At 60.9% G+C, this 17,854-nt stretch carries 17 protein-coding genes; 7 read left to right on the top strand and 10 right to left on the bottom strand.

The features are described from left to right. Nucleotides 1–8 precede the first annotated feature (8 nt). Nucleotides 9–1,595 carry a glutamate--cysteine ligase gene (gshA, locus tag ACVWSC_RS01185; protein ID WP_442111479.1) on the top strand — a complete coding sequence of 529 codons (1,587 nt, stop codon included), beginning with the start codon at nucleotides 9–11 and terminating at the stop codon, nucleotides 1,593–1,595. 1 nt (nucleotide 1,596) lies between these two features. Beyond that, the gene (locus ACVWSC_RS01180; RefSeq protein ID WP_442111477.1) at nucleotides 1,597–2,244 is read left to right on the top strand and encodes a TetR/AcrR family transcriptional regulator; all 648 of its coding nucleotides are present in this window, start codon (nucleotides 1,597–1,599) and stop codon (nucleotides 2,242–2,244) included. 47 nt (nucleotides 2,245–2,291) lie between these two features. Here ACVWSC_RS01180 and ACVWSC_RS01175 read toward each other — a convergent pair whose 3' ends face one another. The 8 genes from ACVWSC_RS01175 to ACVWSC_RS01140 all read right to left on the bottom strand — a co-directional run bounded on the left by ACVWSC_RS01175 (nucleotide 2,292) and on the right by ACVWSC_RS01140 (nucleotide 9,331). Continuing rightward, nucleotides 2,292–2,507, bottom strand: coding sequence for a TOBE domain-containing protein (locus tag ACVWSC_RS01175; protein WP_010221227.1), 216 nt, complete (start codon nucleotides 2,505–2,507; stop codon nucleotides 2,292–2,294). A gap of 18 nt (nucleotides 2,508–2,525) precedes the next feature. After that, nucleotides 2,526–3,338: an aliphatic sulfonates ABC transporter ATP-binding protein gene (ssuB, locus tag ACVWSC_RS01170; protein ID WP_442111474.1), complete on the bottom strand. Its 813-nt coding sequence runs from the start codon at nucleotides 3,336–3,338 to the stop codon at nucleotides 2,526–2,528. After that, the gene (gene ssuC, locus ACVWSC_RS01165; RefSeq protein WP_133216432.1) at nucleotides 3,335–4,129 is read right to left on the bottom strand and encodes an aliphatic sulfonate ABC transporter permease SsuC; all 795 of its coding nucleotides are present in this window, start codon (nucleotides 4,127–4,129) and stop codon (nucleotides 3,335–3,337) included. The genes ssuB and ssuC overlap by 4 nt, the downstream gene beginning before the upstream one ends. Nucleotides 4,130–4,139: 10 nt before the next feature. Beyond that, nucleotides 4,140–5,288: an FMNH2-dependent alkanesulfonate monooxygenase gene (gene ssuD / locus ACVWSC_RS01160; protein ID WP_442111472.1), complete on the bottom strand. Its 1,149-nt coding sequence runs from the start codon at nucleotides 5,286–5,288 to the stop codon at nucleotides 4,140–4,142. Between the two features lie 58 nt (nucleotides 5,289–5,346). After that, entirely contained in the window at nucleotides 5,347–6,312 is a 966-nt protein-coding gene (locus ACVWSC_RS01155) for a sulfonate ABC transporter substrate-binding protein (RefSeq protein ID WP_442111470.1), read from the bottom strand. Between the two features lie 93 nt (nucleotides 6,313–6,405). Then, the gene (ssuE, locus tag ACVWSC_RS01150) at nucleotides 6,406–6,999 is read right to left on the bottom strand and encodes an NADPH-dependent FMN reductase (protein WP_442111468.1); all 594 of its coding nucleotides are present in this window, start codon (nucleotides 6,997–6,999) and stop codon (nucleotides 6,406–6,408) included. Between the two features lie 200 nt (nucleotides 7,000–7,199). Then, nucleotides 7,200–7,838, bottom strand: a complete 639-nt coding sequence (locus ACVWSC_RS01145) for a peroxiredoxin (protein ID WP_442111466.1) — start codon at nucleotides 7,836–7,838, stop codon at nucleotides 7,200–7,202. A 158-nt stretch (nucleotides 7,839–7,996) separates the two neighbouring features. Continuing rightward, complete coding sequence (locus ACVWSC_RS01140) at nucleotides 7,997–9,331, bottom strand: OprD family porin (protein WP_442111464.1); 1,335 nt, start codon at nucleotides 9,329–9,331, stop codon at nucleotides 7,997–7,999. Nucleotides 9,332–9,786: 455 nt separating this feature from the next. Here ACVWSC_RS01140 and tauA point away from each other — a divergent pair, with 455 nt between their 5' ends. The 4 genes from tauA to tauD all read left to right on the top strand — a co-directional run bounded on the left by tauA (nucleotide 9,787) and on the right by tauD (nucleotide 13,320). Further along, nucleotides 9,787–10,761: a taurine ABC transporter substrate-binding protein gene (tauA, locus tag ACVWSC_RS01135; protein ID WP_442111462.1), complete on the top strand. Its 975-nt coding sequence runs from the start codon at nucleotides 9,787–9,789 to the stop codon at nucleotides 10,759–10,761. A gap of 75 nt (nucleotides 10,762–10,836) precedes the next feature. Then, nucleotides 10,837–11,631 (top strand): taurine ABC transporter ATP-binding subunit, encoded by a 795-nt coding sequence (gene tauB / locus ACVWSC_RS01130; protein ID WP_442111460.1) that lies wholly within the window; start codon nucleotides 10,837–10,839, stop codon nucleotides 11,629–11,631. Then, complete coding sequence (gene tauC / locus ACVWSC_RS01125) at nucleotides 11,628–12,467, top strand: taurine ABC transporter permease TauC (protein ID WP_442111458.1); 840 nt, start codon at nucleotides 11,628–11,630, stop codon at nucleotides 12,465–12,467. The genes tauB and tauC overlap by 4 nt, the downstream gene beginning before the upstream one ends. A gap of 19 nt (nucleotides 12,468–12,486) precedes the next feature. Continuing rightward, a complete protein-coding gene (tauD, locus tag ACVWSC_RS01120) occupies nucleotides 12,487–13,320 on the top strand; it encodes a taurine dioxygenase (RefSeq protein ID WP_442111456.1) in 834 nt (277 codons plus the stop codon). 81 nt (nucleotides 13,321–13,401) lie between these two features. Here the strand turns inward: tauD and betT are convergent, their stop codons facing one another. Then, nucleotides 13,402–15,363 carry a choline transporter BetT gene (gene betT / locus ACVWSC_RS01115; RefSeq protein ID WP_442111454.1) on the bottom strand — a complete coding sequence of 654 codons (1,962 nt, stop codon included), beginning with the start codon at nucleotides 15,361–15,363 and terminating at the stop codon, nucleotides 13,402–13,404. 257 nt (nucleotides 15,364–15,620) lie between these two features. After that, nucleotides 15,621–16,553: a serine O-acetyltransferase EpsC gene (gene epsC, locus ACVWSC_RS01110; protein ID WP_442111452.1), complete on the bottom strand. Its 933-nt coding sequence runs from the start codon at nucleotides 16,551–16,553 to the stop codon at nucleotides 15,621–15,623. A gap of 250 nt (nucleotides 16,554–16,803) precedes the next feature. On the opposite strand from epsC, the gene ACVWSC_RS01105 reads away from it, so the two are divergent. Further along, on the top strand, nucleotides 16,804–17,802 hold the full coding sequence (locus tag ACVWSC_RS01105; RefSeq protein WP_442111450.1) for a D-cysteine desulfhydrase: 999 nt from the start codon (nucleotides 16,804–16,806) through the stop codon (nucleotides 17,800–17,802). The last annotated feature ends 52 nt before the right edge of the window (nucleotides 17,803–17,854 follow it).

Raw genomic sequence — 17,854 nt, 5'->3', positions numbered from 1 at the left:
AATCCATCTTGAGCGAACTTCTCAACCGCCGCCTGAGCCTGCTCGGCGAAGGCGACAACCTCTCCCTGCTCAAGCAGTGCCTGCACGGCATCGAGCGCGAATGCTTGCGTGTGACCGAGGAAGGTCGCCTGGCACAGACCCCGCATCCCGAAGCGCTCGGTGCGGCGTTGACCCATGAGCAGATCACCACGGACTATTCGGAGTCGCTGCTGGAGTTCATTACCCCAGCCCTGGCCGACCCTGCGCAGACCCTCGAAAGCCTGGAGAGCATCCACCGCTTCGCCTACAGCAAACTGGGCAGCGAATACCTGTGGAGCCCTTCCATGCCCTGCCCGCTACCGGCCGAGGAAGACATTCCGATTGCCTGGTACGGCAGCTCCAACATCGGTCAGCTCAAGTACGTTTATCGCAAGGGCCTGGCCCTGCGTTACGGCCGCACCATGCAGTGCATTGCCGGGATTCACTACAATTTCTCGCTGCCAGAAAAACTCTGGCCGCTGCTGCGTGCCGCTGAAGGCAGCAGCCTCGACGATCGCGCCTATCAGTCGGCGGCCTACATCGCCCTGATCCGCAACTTCCGCCGTTACAGCTGGTTGCTGATGTACCTGTTCGGTGCCTCGCCAGCGCTCGACGCCGGTTTCCTGCGTGGTCGCCCACACCAGCTCGAACAGTTCGACGCCGACACCCTGTACCTGCCGTACGCCACCAGCCTGCGCATGAGCGACCTGGGTTACCAGAGCAATGCCCAGGCAGGCCTGACCCCGTGCTACAACGATCTGAGCAGCTACACCGACAGCCTGCGCAAGGCCGTCGCCACCCCGTATGCGCCCTATGTCGAGATCGGCACGCACAAGGATGGCGAGTGGGTTCAGCTGAACACCAACATCCTGCAGATCGAAAACGAGTACTACTCCAACATTCGTCCAAAGCGCGTGACCTACAGCGGCGAACGTCCGATCCAGGCGCTGATGGCGCGTGGCATCCAGTACGTCGAGGTGCGTTGCCTGGACATCAACCCGTTCCTGCCCACCGGCATCGACCTCAACGAAGCACGCTTCCTCGACGCTTTCCTGTTGTTCTGCGCCCTGGAAGACAGCCCGCTGCTGGGTTACCTGGAGTGTGGCAACTGCACCGGCAACTTCCTCAGTGTGGTCAAGGAAGGCCGTCGTCCGGATCTGATGCTGCAACGCCACGGCAAGCCGGTTGCGCTCAAGGAATGGGCGAACGAACTGCTTGAACGCATTGCCCCCCTGGCCGAGCTGCTCGACCGCAGCCAGTCCGGTGACGAGCATGCCAAGGCGCTGGAACTGCAGAAGGCCAAGGTCAGCGATCCGTCGCTGACGCCATCGGCGCAGGTACTGGCGAGCATGAAAGAGCACAAGGAAAGCTTCAGCCGCTTTGCCTTGCGCCAAAGCCAGGCGCATGCCGAATTCTTCCGCGCCCAGGCCCTGCCAGCGCAGGAGCAGCAGAGCTTTGAAGCAGCGGCCCGTGAGTCGCTGGAGGCCCAGGCCACGCTTGAGCGCGAAGAGGACAAGGTTGATTTCGACCTGTTCGTCAGCGCCTACCAGGCGAGCATTCTGGCGATCAGCAACTGACATGAGCCGCACTGTCACCCCACGCAAACCCCGCGCCGCCAGCCAGGCGCGGATCGACTCGATCCTTGAGGCGGCCCGCACCCTGTTGGCCAGTGAGGGTGTGGCCAGCCTGTCGATCTACAGCGTTGCCGAGCGCGCGCAGATTCCACCGTCGTCGGTGTATCACTTTTTCGCCAGTGTGCCGGCGTTGCTCGAAGCGTTGACGGCCGATGTGCATGGCGCGTTTCGGGCGTGCCTGGCGGCGCCGATCGAAGCCTCGACACTCAACACCTGGCACGACCTGTCGCGGCTGGTTGAGCAGCGCATGCTGAGCATCTACAACGAAGATGCCGCTGCGCGTCAGCTGATTCTGGCCCAGCATGGTCTGAGCGAAGTGACCCAGGCTGACCGTCAGCACGACATTGAGCTGGGCGCGCTGATGCATAAGCTGTTTGCCCAGCATTTCCAGTTGCCGGTGCTACCGGATGATGTGGATGTATTCGCGCTGGCGATGGAACTGGGTGACCGGGTGTATGCCCGTTCGGTGCAGTTGCACGGCCAGATTACCCCGCGCATGGCTGAAGAAGGCATGCGGGTGTTCGATGCCTACCTGGGGTTGTACCTGCCGCCGTTCCTGCCAAAGTGGGAGCGGGCTTGCCCCGCGATGTGATGTAACTGATACACCCCTATCGCGGGGCAAGCCCGCTCCTACCAGATTTACAGCTTGGCGATGGACACTTCGGTGGACTTCACAAAGGCAATCACTTCACTGCCAATGGTCAGTTCCAATTCACGCACCGAGCGGGTGGTGATCACCGAGGTGACGATACCCGAGGCCGTCTGCACGTCGATTTCCGACAGCACCGGCCCTTCGAGGATTTCCTTCACGGTGCCTTTGAACTGGTTACGTACGTTGATCGCTTTGATAGTCATCGCTTTGCTTCCTTCACATTAATGAGCCCAACGCAGTTGCGTTGGCAAAGGTGCTACGGGTTCCGGCTCGGGCGGTGCGCCCGGAACCGAGAGAACGCGGTTGAGAACTTCGGTTTCCAGCGCCGCCAGGCGATGGGAGCCGCGGACACGCGGGCGGGGTAAGTCGATGGTCAGGTCCAACCCCACCTCGCCGTCTTCAATGAGAATCACCCGGTCAGCCACCGCTACCGCTTCGCTGACATCATGGGTAACCAGCAATACGGTGAAGCCATGCTGACGCCACAGCCGTTCGATCAGTTGCTGCATCTCGATGCGCGTCAGGGCGTCGAGCGCGCCCAGTGGTTCGTCGAGCAACAACAGGCGCGGCTGGTGAATCAGCGCACGGGCCAGCGCCACACGCTGCTTCTGGCCGCCAGACAAGGCTGCCGGCCACTCATTGGCGCGCTCGGCCAGGCCGACTGCCTCCAGGGCTTGCAAGGCCTGCGGGCGCCAGTTGCCTGACAGCCCCAGGCCGACGTTGTCGATAACCTTTTTCCACGGCAGCAAACGCGCTTCCTGAAACATCAGACGAGTGTCTTCGCGCGCTTCGCTCAACGGCGCCGAGCCTGCCAGCAGCTCACCGCCCGTTGGTTGATCGAGCCCGGCAAGCAGGCGCAGCAGGGTGCTTTTGCCGCACCCGCTTCGGCCGACAATGGCCACGAATTGCCCGGCAGGAATATGCAGGTCGATGTCACGCAGCACGGTGCGCTGGCCAAAGGTTTTCTGCAGGTTGTTGGCCGCCAGCGGAATACCGCGCAGCAAGTGCTGAGGTGCTTCTTTGAGGAGGGTCATGCGCCTTCTCCCCGGGTCGGTTGATACGCCGGGTGCCAGCGCAGCCAGACCCGCTCCAGCCCACGTGCCGCCAGATCAGCCAATTTGCCGAGCACGGCGTACAGCACAATCGCCAGGACCACGACGTCGGTCTGCAGGAACTCGCGGGCATTCATGGCCAGGTAGCCGATGCCGGCGTTGGCCGAAATGGTTTCGGCAACGATCAGGGTCAGCCACATAAAGCCCAGGGCAAAACGCACACCGACCAGAATCGAAGGCAAGGCCCCCGGCAGAATCACCTGGCGAAACAGCTCAAAGCCGGACAAGCCATAGCTGCGCGCCATTTCCACCAACGCCGGATCGACGTTGCGGATACCGTGGTAGGTATTGAGGTAAATCGGGAACAGGGTGCCCAGCGCCACCAGGAAAATCTTCGCCGACTCATCAATACCGAACCACAGAATCACCAGCGGAATCAGCGCCAGGTGCGGCACGTTGCGGATCATCTGCACCGAGCTGTCGAGCAGGCGTTCGCCCCAGCGCGACAGGCCGGTGATAAAGCCCAGCGCCAGGCCGATCGAACCACCGATCACGAAGCCCAGCGCCGCGCGCCAGCCACTGATCGCCAAGTGGGTCCAGATTTCACCGCTGCGTACCAATTCGACGCCTGCGCTGAAGACTGCGCTGGGGGCCGGCAGGATGCGCGTTGACAGCCAGCCCGCGCTGACTGCCAGTTGCCAGACCGCCAATAGCAGCAACGGCAGCGCCCAAGGTGCCAGGCGCTGCGGCCAGGGAGTGGATGCTCGACTCATGGCCGTACCCTCAGCGCTGCGCTGCGGATTTGGGCAGGATGTCGTTGGCGACCATTTCCCCGAATGGGCTCACGTAGCCAGCACTTTTCGGCAGTTCAGGACGCTGCACATCCAAGTGTGGGAACAGCAGCTCGGCGACCCGGTAAGATTCTTCCAGGTGTGGATAACCCGAGAAAATGAAGGTATCGATACCCAGTGCCGCATACTCCTTGACCCGCTCCGCCACGGTCGGCCCGTCGCCCACCAGCGCGGTACCGGCACCACCACGCACCAGGCCAACTCCGGCCCAGAGGTTGGGGCTGACTTCCAGGTTGTCGCGGTTGCCGCCGTGTAGTGCGGCCATGCGTTGCTGGCCCACCGAATCAAAACGCGCCAGCGAGGCTTGGGCGCGGGCAATGGTGTCGTCGTCCAGGTGCGAGATCAGACGCTCGGCAGCCTGCCAGGCTTCAGCGTTGGTCTCACGCACAATCACATGCAAGCGAATACCGAAGCGCACCGTGCGGCCTTGCTTGGCGGCCTTGGCGCGTACTTGCTCGATCTTCTCGGCCACCGCCGCCGGTGGCTCGCCCCAGGTCAGGTACAGCTCGACCTGCTCGGCGGCGAGGTCTTGTGCCGCTTCCGAAGAGCCGCCGAAATACAGTGGCGGACGCGGCTGCTGGATCGGCGGATACAGAAGTTTCGCGCCTTTGACCTGAATATGCTGGCCGTCGTAGTCAACGGTTTCACCTTCCAGCACCCGTCGCCAGATGCGGGTGAACTCCACCGAGGCCTGATAACGCTCTTCGTGGCTGAGGAACAAGCCGTCGCCGGACAGCTCTTCCGGATCACCGCCGGTGACCAGGTTGAACAACGCCCGGCCGCCAGACAGCCGATCGAGGGTGGCGGCCTGCCGTGCCGCCACGGTCGGCGAGATGATGCCGGGGCGCAGGGCAACCAGGAATTTCAGGCGCTGGGTTACCGGAATCAGCGACGCGGCAACCAGCCAGGAGTCCTCGCAGGAACGACCGGTCGGGATCAGCACACCGCCAAAACCCAAGCGATCGGCCGCCTGGGCGACTTGCTGCAGGTAGCCGTGATCGACCGCACGCGCACCTTCAGCGGTGCCCAGGTAGTGGCCGTCGCCATGGGTAGGAAGAAACCAGAAAACGTTGAGGCTCATTGGAGTTGTCTCCTAAAGGGAACGCAAGCCGGGCACAGCGCCCGGCGCAGGCAAATCGTCAAGGCGCGGTGGCAACCTTGGCCGGGGGAGTCCAGATCACATCCTTGATGCTCAACGGCTTGGGAATCAGCTTGAGCGTGTGGAAGGTGTCGGCGATTTTCTGCTGGGCACTGACCACATCCGGGGTCAGGAAGTGAGCGCCGTAACCCTGGCGTTTCACCGAAGTCAGGGTGATGTCAGCTGGCAAGCCCAGCAGCGGCGCAACCTGATCGGTCACCTCTTGCGGGTTGGCCTTCGACCATTCGCCGACCGCACGCACTTCGTCCACCAGCACGCTGATCACCTCAGGGTGTTTTTGCGCGTAAGGCTTGGTTGCCAGGTAGAACTGGTGGTTGTCGACGATGCCCTTGCCGTCACGCAGGGTACGGGCCTGCAATTGCTGTTCAGCAGCGGCCTGATAGGGGTCCCAGATCACCCAGGCATCGACACTGCCACGCTCGAAAGCGGCGCGGGCATCGGCAGGCGGCAGGAACACCGGCTGGATGTCGGAGTATTTGAGGCCGGCATCTTCCAGCGCACGGACCAGCAGGTAGTGCACGTTGGAGCCTTTGTTCAGCGCGACTTTCTTGCCCTTGAGGTCTTTCACCGACTGGATCGACGAGCCCTTGGGCACCAGGATCGCTTCACTGTGTGGCGCGGGCGGCTCGTAAGCGACATACAGCAGGTCGGCACCGGCGGCCTGGGCAAATACGGGCGGGGTTTCACCGGTGACACCAAAATCGATGGAGCCGACGTTCAAGCCTTCCAGCAGCTGCGGGCCGCCGGGAAACTCCGTCCATTGCACCTGGATGCCTTGGGCGGCCAAGCGCTTCTCCAGCGAGCCTTTGGCCTTGAGCAGCACCAGGGTGCCGTACTTTTGATAACCGATACGCAGGCTTTCTGCCTGAGCTTGAGTAATAGCGCCGAAGGACACAGCCGCAGCAAACAGAGCGACCAGACCACGACGCAAAATGACAGTGCGCATAGCGCTCTCCTTTTGCGGTTGGGTTCAGGCTGCACCTGCTTGCCCGTTGGCGGGCGAGTAAGGTGGGAGTTGCAGTAAAACGGTTGAGGAAACTCAGATGCTCCAGCGAGCACTGAGCAGGCGTTCGTTCAGTACACCGGGCGCGACCGGTTTCGGTCGGCGTGCCAGGGCGCTGTGAAACAGTTCGAGCGATTCGTGCAAGCGTTGCTCCAGCACCGGTGCCAATTGCGCGGCAGCGCTGCCTTGGCCGTAGGCGATCTGGCTGTCGTCGGCGAAGATCCCTTGCAGGGTTTCCTGGGCCTTGAGCGCAGACAGCACCGGTTTGAGGGCGTAGTCCACCGCCAGCATATGGGCGATGCTGCCACCGGTAGCGATGGGCAATACCACCTTGTGGTTCAGGGCGCGCTCAGGCAGCAGGTCGAGCAGGGTTTTCAGCGCACCGGCAAACGATGCCTTGTACACCGGTGTGGCGACGATCAGGCCGTCAGCCTGCTCTACCAATTGCAGGAAATGCTGCACCTTGGGGCTATCGAATCGCGCATGCAGCAGGTCTTCGGCAGGGAAGTCGCGCACATGGAACGTCACCACTTCAACGCCCTGACCTTGCAGCCACTGGCGACTGCGTTCAAGCAATACACCGGAGCGTGAGCGCAGGCTGGGACTACCACCGACAGAAACAACCAACATTGGCGCGTATCCTTGATCGTGTTCTAAAAGGCCGCGAGGTTGAGTTCTCGCTGGAATGCAGTGACCTTAACAGCCTGCCGCATATATCAATAAATCATATTTTTTCATTTGTTTATTCGTTTTCGAGCTATTGAAAAAATCGCGGGGCAAGCCCGCTCCTACAGGTTCTGTGGGAGCGGGCTTGCCCCGCGATCAGCTCATCAACGATTAGGCTGTGGGGTCAAACGCAGGTACGGTTTGACCGCCCGGTAGCCTTTTGGAAAGCGTTGTTTGATCTCGTCTTCATCCTTGAGCGACGGCACGATCACCACCTCGTCACCGTCCTGCCAGTTGGCCGGCGTGGCCACCTTGTGGTTGTCGGTCAGTTGCAGCGAGTCGATCACCCGCAGAATCTCGTGGAAGTTGCGCCCGGTACTGGCCGGGTAAGTGATGGTCAGGCGGATCTTCTTGTTCGGGTCGATCACGAACAACGAGCGCACCGTCAGGGTGTCGCTGGCATTGGGATGAATCAGGTCGTACAGGTCGGACACCTTGCGATCGGCATCGGCCAGGATCGGGAAGTTGACGATGGTGTTCTGGGTTTCGTTGATGTCTTCGATCCAGCGGTGGTGCGAATCCACCGGGTCTACCGACAGGGCAATGGCTTTGACCCCGCGCTCGGCGAACTGCTCCTTGAGCTTGGCGGTAAAGCCAAGCTCGGTGGTGCACACCGGGGTGAAGTCGGCCGGGTGCGAGAACAGCACGCCCCAGCTGTTACCCAGCCATTCATGGAAACGGATCTTGCCGGCGCTGGATTCCTGTTCGAAGTCGGGGGCGATATCGCCGAGTCTGAGGCTCATGGTGCGGCTCCTTGGCTGAGTACGTGATGGGGTTACTGTGCCTGCACCGTGATAAAAACAAAAAGAATAAATATTGATTTATTTATAACTTTTAACGCTATTGGCGAGCAGGTAAAAAAAAGCCTCGCACTAGGCGAGGCTTCTCGTTTCAACCGGACTTACATGAAGCTGTAAGTGTAGTTGAAGATCAGGCGGGTCTGGTCCTGGTCGCGAGCAGACTCACTGCCTTCGCCACGGTAAACACCGTGACGCAGGCTGGCGCCCAGACCTTTAAGGGCGCCTTCCTGAATGACGTAGTCGACACGAGCGTCACGCTCCCACTCGTCATAAGTGCCGTTGCCAGACTTGTAACGAACGTCATCACCACGCAGGTAGTTGACCGAAGCCTTCAGGCCCGGCACGCCCAGTCGTGCGAAGTCATACGCATACTGACCGAACGTGGTGTTCTCGCCAGCACGAACGAAGGAGTTGATCATGCTATCGGTGAACAGGTAGAAGCTCGAACCGCCGTTGCCTTCGTTGCGGTTGGTGCCATCTCGCAAGACATCACCTTGGCCCAGGTAGACGAAACCACCGTCATCACCGACCTGCTGGTGACCGAGCAAGAACGAGTGACCACCCAGGGTGTAAGTGAACATGGCGCTCCAGGTCTTGTTGTCGACCTCGCCTTTGTTCTTGGCATAACCGCCGTTGTTGTTGAAGAAGTGAGTGGCATCACCGTTCGCGCCGTCGCTGCTGCTGTCGAAGTAGCGCAGGTCGGTTTTGAAGGACTGGTCTTCAGCAATCGGGAAAACGTGGGTCAGGCCCAGGAAGTGCTGCTTGTAGTAGTCTTCCAGGTTTGCGTAGTAGTACTGCAGGGTCAGGTCTTTGGTGACCTTCCAGTCGCCACCAGCGAACTGGAACTTGTTGCTGTCCTGAGTACCACCGGCAACGGCCAGACCGGTACGGTTGCTCGACGCACGACCCATGGCGTGGGTCAGCTGACCGGCGTTCAGAGTCAGGTTGTCGATTTCCTTCGACTGAATGGTGCCACCTTCAAAGGTTTGTGGCAGCAGACGACCGTCGTTGGCAACCAGGATTGGCAGGTTAGGTGCCAAGGCGCTGCCGAAGCGGGCTTCAGTTTTGGAGAAACGCGCTTTGGCGTTACCGCCGATACGTGCCCACTGATCAACAGCCGAGCCGTCGGAATCGCTTGGGAAGAAAGTACTGCTGTTCGGGTGATGGCCTTTGCCACCATCCAGATGAATACCCCACAGCGCCTGAACGTCAACACCGAAGCCTACGGTGCCTTGAGTGTAGCCGGACAGGTAATCCAGCTTGAACCCTTGGCCAGACTCACGGCTGCTGGAGCCTCCGGTTTCACGGTCGTCGTTATCGAAATACATGGTCCGCGAACTGAGCGACAGCTTGCTGTCTTCAACGAAACCGGCAGCGTTTGCTTGCTGGGCAAGCACCCCTACGGCCACGGCGAATGCCAGGGTCGACTTGTACATGTTTTGCTCCTCTGATTTCTAATTTTTGTGTGTCGCTTACGGCAGGATCTATCGTCCCGCTCGACGTCGATTGGCGATTAGCACCAAAGCGTGACCGTCAAGTCAATCGTAACTATTCATTTCACTACTTTGGTCTAATGCGCCAGCCATTGCGGTCAAGGATAATGACAATCCTATAAATCCAAAAAGACTTATTTCGTAAATTTTCAGATTATTACGGAATATGAACCGATATTTTCTCCGCTGTCGTTATCGGCACATAAGCTAATTCCTAAAGGCTATTAGCGCTCTCCCTGTTAGATCAAACCATTCGCAGTCCTGTTCGGCGCCACGCCAGTCGCCTTAAAGCGATTGGCTCCTAAGCTAATGCTAAAAAGTTATTTATTTTTAGATTTTTAGATCATTTAGTCTCCATCTCATCGTCTCTCACCGACCCGCCTGAGAAGGAGTTCACCATGACCCTGCACGCTCCGTTGCGCCTGTTCGCCGCCCTGACCCTGGCTGGCGCCAGTTGGTTCGCTCAGGCGGCCGACCTGACCGTCGCCTACCAAACCACCGTTGACCCGGCGAAAGTCGCCCAGGTGAACGGCGACTATGAAAAAGCCAGCAAGGCCAGCATCGACTGGCGCAAATTCGACAGCGGCGCCGATGTGATCACCGCCGTGGCCTCGGGCGACGTGCAGATCGGCTACCTCGGCTCCAGCCCACTGGCGGCCGCGGCTACCCGCAAGCTGCCGGTGGAAACCTTTCTGATCGCCACCCAGATCGGCGCGGCCGAAGCGCTGGTGGCCCGTGAGGGTGCAGGGATCAACTCGCCGCAAGACCTGATCGGCAAGAAGATCGCCGTGCCTTTCGTATCGACCGGGCACTACAGCCTGCTGGCGGCACTCAAGCAGTGGAACATCGACCCGGCCAAGGTGCAGATCCTCAACCTGGCGCCACCAGCGATCATCGCCGCCTGGAAGCGCGGTGACATTGATGCCACTTACGTATGGGACCCAGCCCTGGGTGTGGCCAAAGAGAATGGCAAGGTGCTGATTACCTCGGGTGAGCTGGCCGAGAAAGGCGCACCCACCTTCGACGCCTGGATTGTGCGCAAGGACTTCGCTGCCAAGCATCCGGACATCGTCAAAGCCTTCGCCAAAGTCACCCTCGATGCCTACGCCGACTACCGCAAAGATCCACAAGCCTGGCTGGCCAATCAGAGCAACGTCGACAAGCTGGTCAAGCTTTCCGGCGCCAAGGCCACTGACATTCCAGCCTTGCTGCAAGGCAACGTTTACCCGTTGGCTGCCGATCAGGTCGTAGCGCTTGGTACACCGACCACTCAGGCGATTACCAACACCGCAACCTTCCTCAAGGAGCAGGGCAAGGTCGAGGCCGTGCTGCCGGATTACGCACCGTTTGTGAGTGCGCGCTTCGTGCAGTGATCTGTATCGCGGGGCAAGCCCACTGTAGGAGCGGGCTTGCCCCGCGATCCCGCAGCCAATTGATCGGAGTTTGTCATGGCATTGCTAGAGCTGGAGCGCATCAGCGCACAGTACCCCGGCGCCGCCGACGCGGTGCTGGCCGATATCAACCTGAGCCTGGGCCCACAGCAGTTGTTGGTGGCCCTCGGCCCTTCGGGCAGCGGCAAGACCTCGCTGCTCAACCTGATTGCCGGTTTCGTCACCCCCAGCAGCGGGCGTATCACCCTCGACGGTGTACCGGTGCAAGGGCCGAGTGCCGAGCGTGGCGTGGTGTTCCAGGACGATGCCTTGTTGCCTTGGCAGGATGTGCTCGGCAACGTCGCCTTCGGCCTTGAACTGGCCGGTGTGCCACGCCCCGAGCGTGAGCGCAAAGCCCGGGAAATACTCGCCCTGGTCGACCTGGCCGATTTCGGCGCGCGACGCATCTGGCAGTTGTCTGGCGGCCAGAAGCAGCGCGTGGGCCTGGCCCGTGCATTGGCGGCCGATCCGCGGGTGCTGTTGATGGACGAGCCTTTCGGCGCCCTCGATGCCTTTACCCGTGAACAGATGCAGGAGCTGCTGTTGCAGGTTTGGCAGCGCACCGCCAAACCGGTGTTCCTGATTACCCACGACATCGAAGAAGCGGTGTTCCTCGCCACCGACCTGATTCTGCTGGCGCCCAACCCCGGGCAGATTGTCGAACGCCTGCAGTTGGACTTCGGCCAGCGCTATGCCGCAGGCGAGTCGGCCCGGGCGATCAAGTCTGACCCGCGCTTTATCGAAACCCGCGAGCACGTGCTGAGCCGGGTGTTTTCTCAACGCAGCGCCGCACCGCGGCAGGAGTTCGCATGAGCAGCCTGGACCTGCCGGTGGCGGCCAAACAGCGCAGCCCCTCAACATCGGCTGCGGTAACCCCACGCTCCCTGAGCACCCGCTGGATCAGCGGCCTGACCCTCGCCGCGCTGCTCCTGCTGTGGTGGGCGGTGACCGCCGCCGAGTGGATCGAGCCATTGTTTTTGCCGTCTCCTGAGGCGGTGTTGAGCAAGGCCTGGTTGTTGCTGACCCAAGGCTATATGGAATCGACCCTGTGGCAGCACCTCGGTGCAAGCCTGGGGCGCATCGGCCTGGCGCTGGCTGCGGCGATTGTCACCGCCATTCCGATTGGCATCGCGATTGGTCACAACCGTATCGCCCGCGGCATTCTCGATCCGCTGATCGAGTTCTACCGGCCGATTCCGCCCCTCGCCTACCTGCCACTGATTGTGATCTGGTGCGGTATTGGTGAGCTGTCGAAGGTGCTGTTGATCTACCTGGCGATCTTCGCCCCGATTGCCATTGCCACTGCCACCGGCGTGCGCACGGTCGACCCGGCCAAGCTGCGCGCGGCGCAATCGCTGGGGGCTACCCGTGCGCAGCTGGTGCGCCACGTCATTCTGCCCAGCGCCCTGCCCGACATTCTGACCGGCGTGCGCATCGGCCTCGGTGTCGGCTGGTCAACCCTGGTAGCCGCCGAACTGATCGCCGCCACCAGCGGCCTGGGCTTTATGGTGCAGTCGGCGGCGCAGTTCCTGGTTACGGATGTGGTGGTACTGGGCATCCTGGTGATCGCGTTGATCGCCTTCGCCCTGGAAATGAGCCTGCGCGCCCTGCAGCGCAAATTGGTGCCCTGGCACGGCCAGAGTCATTGAAGACAAGTCGAGAACAACCATGAGCCTGACCATTACTCCGCTGAGCACTGCACTCGGCGCACAGATCAGCGGTATTGACCTGAACCGCGAGATCAACAGCGAACAGCGTGACGCGATCGAACACGCCCTGCTCAAGCATCAGGTGCTGTTTTTCCGTGACCAGCCGATCAGTCCGCAACAACAGGCCGCGTTCGCCGCACGCTTTGGCGACCTGCACATTCACCCGATCTACCCCAATGTGCCGGAAACCCCGCAGGTGCTGGTGCTCGACACCGCCGTTACCGATGTGCGCGACAATGCCATCTGGCACACCGACGTCACCTTCCTGCCCACCCCGGCATTGGGCGCGGTGCTCAGCGCCAAGCAGCTACCGGCGTATGGTGGCGACACTTTGTGGGCCAGCGGCATTGCTGCGTTCGAGGCGTTGTCAGCGCCACTGCAGCAGTTGCTCGATGGCTTGACCGCAACCCATGACTTCACCAAGTCATTTCCGCTGGAGCGCTTCGGCACCACCCCTGAAGATCTGCAGCGCTGGGAAGCAACGCGGCGCAACAATCCACCGTTGTCACACCCGGTGATTCGCACTCACCCGGTCAGCGGGCGCAAGTCGCTGTTCGTCAATGAAGGCTTCACCACGCGGATCAATGAGCTGAGCGAGGCGGAGAGTGAGGCGATCCTCAAGCTGCTGTTCGCCCACGCCACGCGTCCGGAGTTCACCATTCGCTGGCGCTGGCAGGAAAACGACGTGGCGTTCTGGGACAATCGCGTCACCCAGCATTACGCCGTGGATGATTACCGGCCGCAGCGGCGGGTGATGCATCGGGCGACGATTCTCGGGGATGCGCCGTTTTGACAGGGTAGATCGCGGGGCAAGCCCGCTCCCACAGTTTGGGTTGTCATCCCTCTGTGGGAGCGGGCTTGCCCCGCGACACGATCAACGCACCAAATGCAGATACTGCAGGTGCCGCTCGTACTGATCGAGGATGTCGTTGATGATCTGCTCCTTGCTGTAGCCGACCAGGTCATAGTCCTGGCTGCCTTCACTGAGGTGCACCTCGGCGCGGTAGTAGCGCCGGTTCTTCAACTCCTGGGTACCCAGCCCGGCCAGGGCGAATGACGGTGTGAAGTAACCCCGCATCTGCACCTGATAGATAAACGGCTGTTCCTCACCATGGCCGATCTTCAGGCTGACGTTGTCATGGCTCGGGTCTTCCTGAGTAATGACGTTCAAGCCCTTCTCGACAAACACCTCAGTGACCTCGGCAATCGCCGGGCGCACCACGTCATCCATGAAACGGTAGACTTCATCGCGCGACGGAAAATGCACCGCCTGGCTCAAACGCTGGCGCCAGCCACCACGTCCACGGCGCGAGTTGGCGAACGGTGCCAACGAATGCATCTGCGCGATCTGGCGTTGCGACTCCAGGTAGAACGCCTTGTGCAGCCCCCACATCATCGCCAGCAAAATCACCGAGAACGGCAACGAGGTCAGCACTACCGCCGACTTCAACGAGTCGATGCTGCCGGCGAACAACAGGCCGATGGTCACCAGGGCGGTCATCGCGCCCCAGAACACCCGCAACCAGTTCGGCCCGTCTTCATCCGGGTTGCCGCCACGCGCCGACAGGGTCGAGAGCACCACGGTGCCAGAGTCGGCCGAGGTGACGAAGAACACAAAGCTGATAAACACCGTGACGGCAATGACCGCCTTGCTCCACGGGTAGGTTTCCAGCAGCAGGTAAAGGGTCATCGACGGGTTGTCGAGGGCCGACTGGCCGAGCGCGGTCATGCCATTGTCGAGCACCTGGGTAATAGCGCTGTTGCCGAAGATCGACATCCACGCCAGGGTGAAGCCCAACGGAATCAGCAGCACACCGAAGACAAACTCACGGATCGTGCGGCCACGGGAGATCCGCGCAATGAACAGGCCGACAAAGGGCGCCCAGGCAATCCACCAGGCCCAATAGAACACGGTCCAGCCACCCAGCCAGTCCTGGGCCTCGTTATAGGCATAGACATCGAAGCTCTTGCGCGGCAACGCGCCGAGGTAGTCACCAAGGTTCTGGATCAAGGTGTTGAACAGGTGCTGGGTAGGCCCGGCGAACAGCACGAACAACAGCAGCGCGCAGGCCAGGACCATGTTGATGTCCGACATCACCCGCACGCCCTTCTCGACCCCGGCCACAGCGACAGCCACCGCTGCGCCCATCATCAGGGTGATCAGCACCACCTGCACCCATTGGGTGTGGGCAATGCCGAACAGGTAATCGAGCCCGGAGTTCAGGTGCAATACGCCAAAGCCCATGTCAGCGCCGAGGCCGAACACCGTGGCGATGATGCCGAAGCCGTCCACCGCGTAACCGATGGGCCCGTTGATGCGCTTGCCGATCAGCGGATAGAGCGCCGAGCGCAACGCCAGTGGCAGGTTGTGACGGTAGGCAAAGTACGCCAAGGCCATACCGACGAAGGCAAACACGCCCCAACCATGCAGGCCCCAATGCAGGAACAGCAGCTCCATCGCCTGACGCCCGGCCTCGACGGTACCGGCCTCGCCTTGCGGTGGCTGCAGCATGTGGGTCAGTGGTTCGGAGACGCAAAAGAAGAACAGGGTGATGCTGATGCCCGCCGCGAACAGCATGCCGGCCCAGGACAAATAGCTGAACTCGGGCTCGTCGTGGTCGGCACCGAGTTTGATCTTGCCGTAGCCAGACAAGGCGGTGACCACCACGAAGACCAGGTACAGGGTCATCGCCAGCATGTAGTACCAGCCGACGGTGTTGGCTGCCCAGTTTTGTGCGGCCAGCAACCATTCACCCGCTGCTTGCGGATTGCTGATGACCACCAACGCGAAAATAAGAATAAAGCCCGCCGAGAAATAGAAAACGGGCGGATTCATGCGGATCTTGCCGCTGGATAAAGAACTCGGTGCACCCATTAAACGTGCACCTCGAAATGAGGGGAAAAGCTCGGATTGAACGGGTTCAGCAAAGGGTTTCCTCCTGTTGAACGCCGGCAGCGGACCACCGTTTTAACTTGAACAAGCGTTCAAGTTAAACATGGATGGGGTCCGTAATGCGACCATCGCGGGGCAAGCCCGCTCCCACAGATGACTGTTGTAGGAGCGGGCTTGCCCCGCGAAAAGCCCTCTAATCCTTACTTCTGAGCACCATCATCATGCTGCAGGTTAGCCTGGGTCAGGTTGCTGCCCGGTACCACGCTGCGGGTCAACCAGACGTTGCCGCCGATGGTCGAGCCTTTACCAATGGTGATGCGTCCAAGAATCGTAGCACCGGCATAAATCACCACGTCGTCCTCGACGATCGGATGACGCGGCTGGCCTTTGAGCAGTTGCCCGTCTTCGTCTGCCGGGAAGCGCTTGGCCCCCAGGGTCACAGCCTGGTAGATGCGTACCCGCTCGCCAATGATCGCGGTTTCGCCGATGACCACACCGGTGCCATGGTCGATAAAGAAACTCGGGCCGATCTGCGCGCCCGGGTGGATATCGATACCGGTCGCCGAATGCGCCAGTTCCGAGCTGATCCGCGCCAGCAACGGCAAGCCGGCACGGTAAAGGTGATGGGCCAGGCGGTGGTGAATGACCGCCAGAATGCCTGGATAGCACAGCAGCACTTCATCAACGCTGCGCGCCGCCGGGTCGCCGTGGAAAGCTGCCAGCACATCGGTGTCGAGCAAACGGCGCAGGCCCGGCAGCGCCGCGGCGAAGTCCTGGATCAAGCGCAGTGCCTTGGCATCGACTTCCGCGGTGTTGCACTTGCCATGACGGGCAACGTAGCGCAATTCCAGACGCGCCTGCGCCAGCAAGGCGGTCAGGGCCGAGTCGAGGGTATGCCCGACGTAGAAATCTTCGCTCTCCTCGCGCAGGTCCACCGGCCCCAGGCGCATGGGAAACAATGCCCCGCACAGTTGTTCAAGGATATGGCGCATGGCTTCACGCGAAGGCAACTCACGCCCGCCCTGTTCACCACTGCTGCGACCATTGCTGCTGCGCCATACATCTCGGGCGCTACGCAAGTCGGCTACGATGCTTTGCAGTTGCCAATGCCCTGTTTGCGCGTTTTCGCTCACGGTTACGTCTCCTGCCGCGGCGGCGGTAATGGAATGAGAAAGCCGCCAGATAGACAACCACTGTACGGCAAATGGCGGTCAGGGAAAAAACAGCTTTTTCATGGGTGGGAGCGGGATTGCCCCGCGATGCGGTGAAACAGACAAACCGCAATCGCGGGGCAAGCCCGCTCCTACACAGGAGCACAAGCGCAGAATTTGCTCACCGGGCCGGGCCTGCCTATAGTCGGATTTTCCCTACAGATGATTCGCCATGATCGACCGACAGCTTTCACGCTTCAATCGTCTCGACCTGCTTGGCGCCCCCACCCCGCTGCAAAAGCTGCAGCGCCTCTCGGCCTGGACCGGCCGAGATATCTATGTAAAACGCGACGACTGCACACCGCTCGCCCTGGGTGGCAACAAGCTGCGCAAACTCGAATACCTGGCCGCCGATGCCCTGAGCAAGGGCGCCGATACCCTGGTCACTGCCGGCGCGATTCAGTCCAACCATGTACGCCAGACCGCAGCGCTGGCCGCGCAGTTGGGCCTCAACTGTGTCGCACTGCTGGAAAACCCGATCAACACCGACTCTCTCAACTACCAGGGCAACGGTAACCGTCTGCTGCTGGAGCTGTTCGATGCCAAGGTCGAGCGGGTGGATAACCTCGACAACGCTGATGAGCTGCTGCAAGCCCTGGCAGTGCGTCTGCACGCCAGCGGCCGCAAACCCTACATCGTGCCGATTGGCGGCTCCAACGCGCTCGGCGCCCTGGGCTATGTACGCGCCGGGCTGGAGCTGGCCGAGCAGATCAAAGAAAGCGGTCAACGTTTCGCTGGCGTGGTCCTCGCCTCCGGCAGCGCCGGTACCCACAGCGGCCTGGCCCTGGCCCTGGCGCAAACCTTGCCGCAATTGCCAGTGATCGGCGTCACCGTGTCGCGTAGCGACGAAGCGCAACGGCCGAAAGTGCAAGGCCTGGCCGAGCGTACGGCAGAACTTCTGGGTGTACGCCTGCCAGAGGCGTTCAACGTCGAACTGTGGGACGAGTATTTCGCCCCACGCTATGGCGAGCCGAACGCTGGCACCCTTGCCGCGATTCGCCTGCTGGCGAGTCAGGAAGGCTTGTTACTCGATCCGGTATACACCGGCAAGGCCATGGCCGGCCTGCTCGACGGCATTTCCCGGCAGCGATTCGACGAGGGTCCGCTGATTTTCCTGCATACCGGTGGGGCTCCGGCATTATTCGCCTACCCTGAGGTCTGGAATAGTTGAACTGCTTGTGCACTAAAGGCATAAGAAAATGAATTTATATTATTTTTAAGCC

The organism is Pseudomonas sp. NUPR-002 (genome assembly GCF_056322725.1).
The sequence above is the reverse complement of the archived record's forward strand: the minus strand, read 5'-3'. Positions and strand labels throughout refer to the sequence as shown.

Excerpts from the sequence above, each read along its gene's own strand:
- ACVWSC_RS01180 (WP_442111477.1), top strand. The coding sequence starts at position 1,597 with ATGAGCCGCACTGTCACCCCACGCAAACCCCGCGCCGCCAGCCAGGCG.
- ACVWSC_RS01175 (WP_010221227.1), bottom strand. The coding sequence starts at position 2,507 with ATGACTATCAAAGCGATCAACGTACGTAACCAGTTCAAAGGCACCGTG.
- ssuB (WP_442111474.1), bottom strand. The coding sequence starts at position 3,338 with ATGACCCTCCTCAAAGAAGCACCTCAGCACTTGCTGCGCGGTATTCCG.
- ssuC (WP_133216432.1), bottom strand. The coding sequence starts at position 4,129 with ATGAGTCGAGCATCCACTCCCTGGCCGCAGCGCCTGGCACCTTGGGCG.
- ssuD (WP_442111472.1), bottom strand. The coding sequence starts at position 5,288 with ATGAGCCTCAACGTTTTCTGGTTTCTTCCTACCCATGGCGACGGCCAC.
- ACVWSC_RS01155 (WP_442111470.1), bottom strand. The coding sequence starts at position 6,312 with ATGCGCACTGTCATTTTGCGTCGTGGTCTGGTCGCTCTGTTTGCTGCG.
- ssuE (WP_442111468.1), bottom strand. The coding sequence starts at position 6,999 with ATGTTGGTTGTTTCTGTCGGTGGTAGTCCCAGCCTGCGCTCACGCTCC.
- ACVWSC_RS01145 (WP_442111466.1), bottom strand. The coding sequence starts at position 7,838 with ATGAGCCTCAGACTCGGCGATATCGCCCCCGACTTCGAACAGGAATCC.
- ACVWSC_RS01140 (WP_442111464.1), bottom strand. The coding sequence starts at position 9,331 with ATGTACAAGTCGACCCTGGCATTCGCCGTGGCCGTAGGGGTGCTTGCC.
- tauA (WP_442111462.1), top strand. The coding sequence starts at position 9,787 with ATGACCCTGCACGCTCCGTTGCGCCTGTTCGCCGCCCTGACCCTGGCT.
- tauB (WP_442111460.1), top strand. The coding sequence starts at position 10,837 with ATGGCATTGCTAGAGCTGGAGCGCATCAGCGCACAGTACCCCGGCGCC.
- tauC (WP_442111458.1), top strand. The coding sequence starts at position 11,628 with ATGAGCAGCCTGGACCTGCCGGTGGCGGCCAAACAGCGCAGCCCCTCA.
- tauD (WP_442111456.1), top strand. The coding sequence starts at position 12,487 with ATGAGCCTGACCATTACTCCGCTGAGCACTGCACTCGGCGCACAGATC.
- betT (WP_442111454.1), bottom strand. The coding sequence starts at position 15,363 with ATGAATCCGCCCGTTTTCTATTTCTCGGCGGGCTTTATTCTTATTTTC.
- ACVWSC_RS01105 (WP_442111450.1), top strand. The coding sequence starts at position 16,804 with ATGATCGACCGACAGCTTTCACGCTTCAATCGTCTCGACCTGCTTGGC.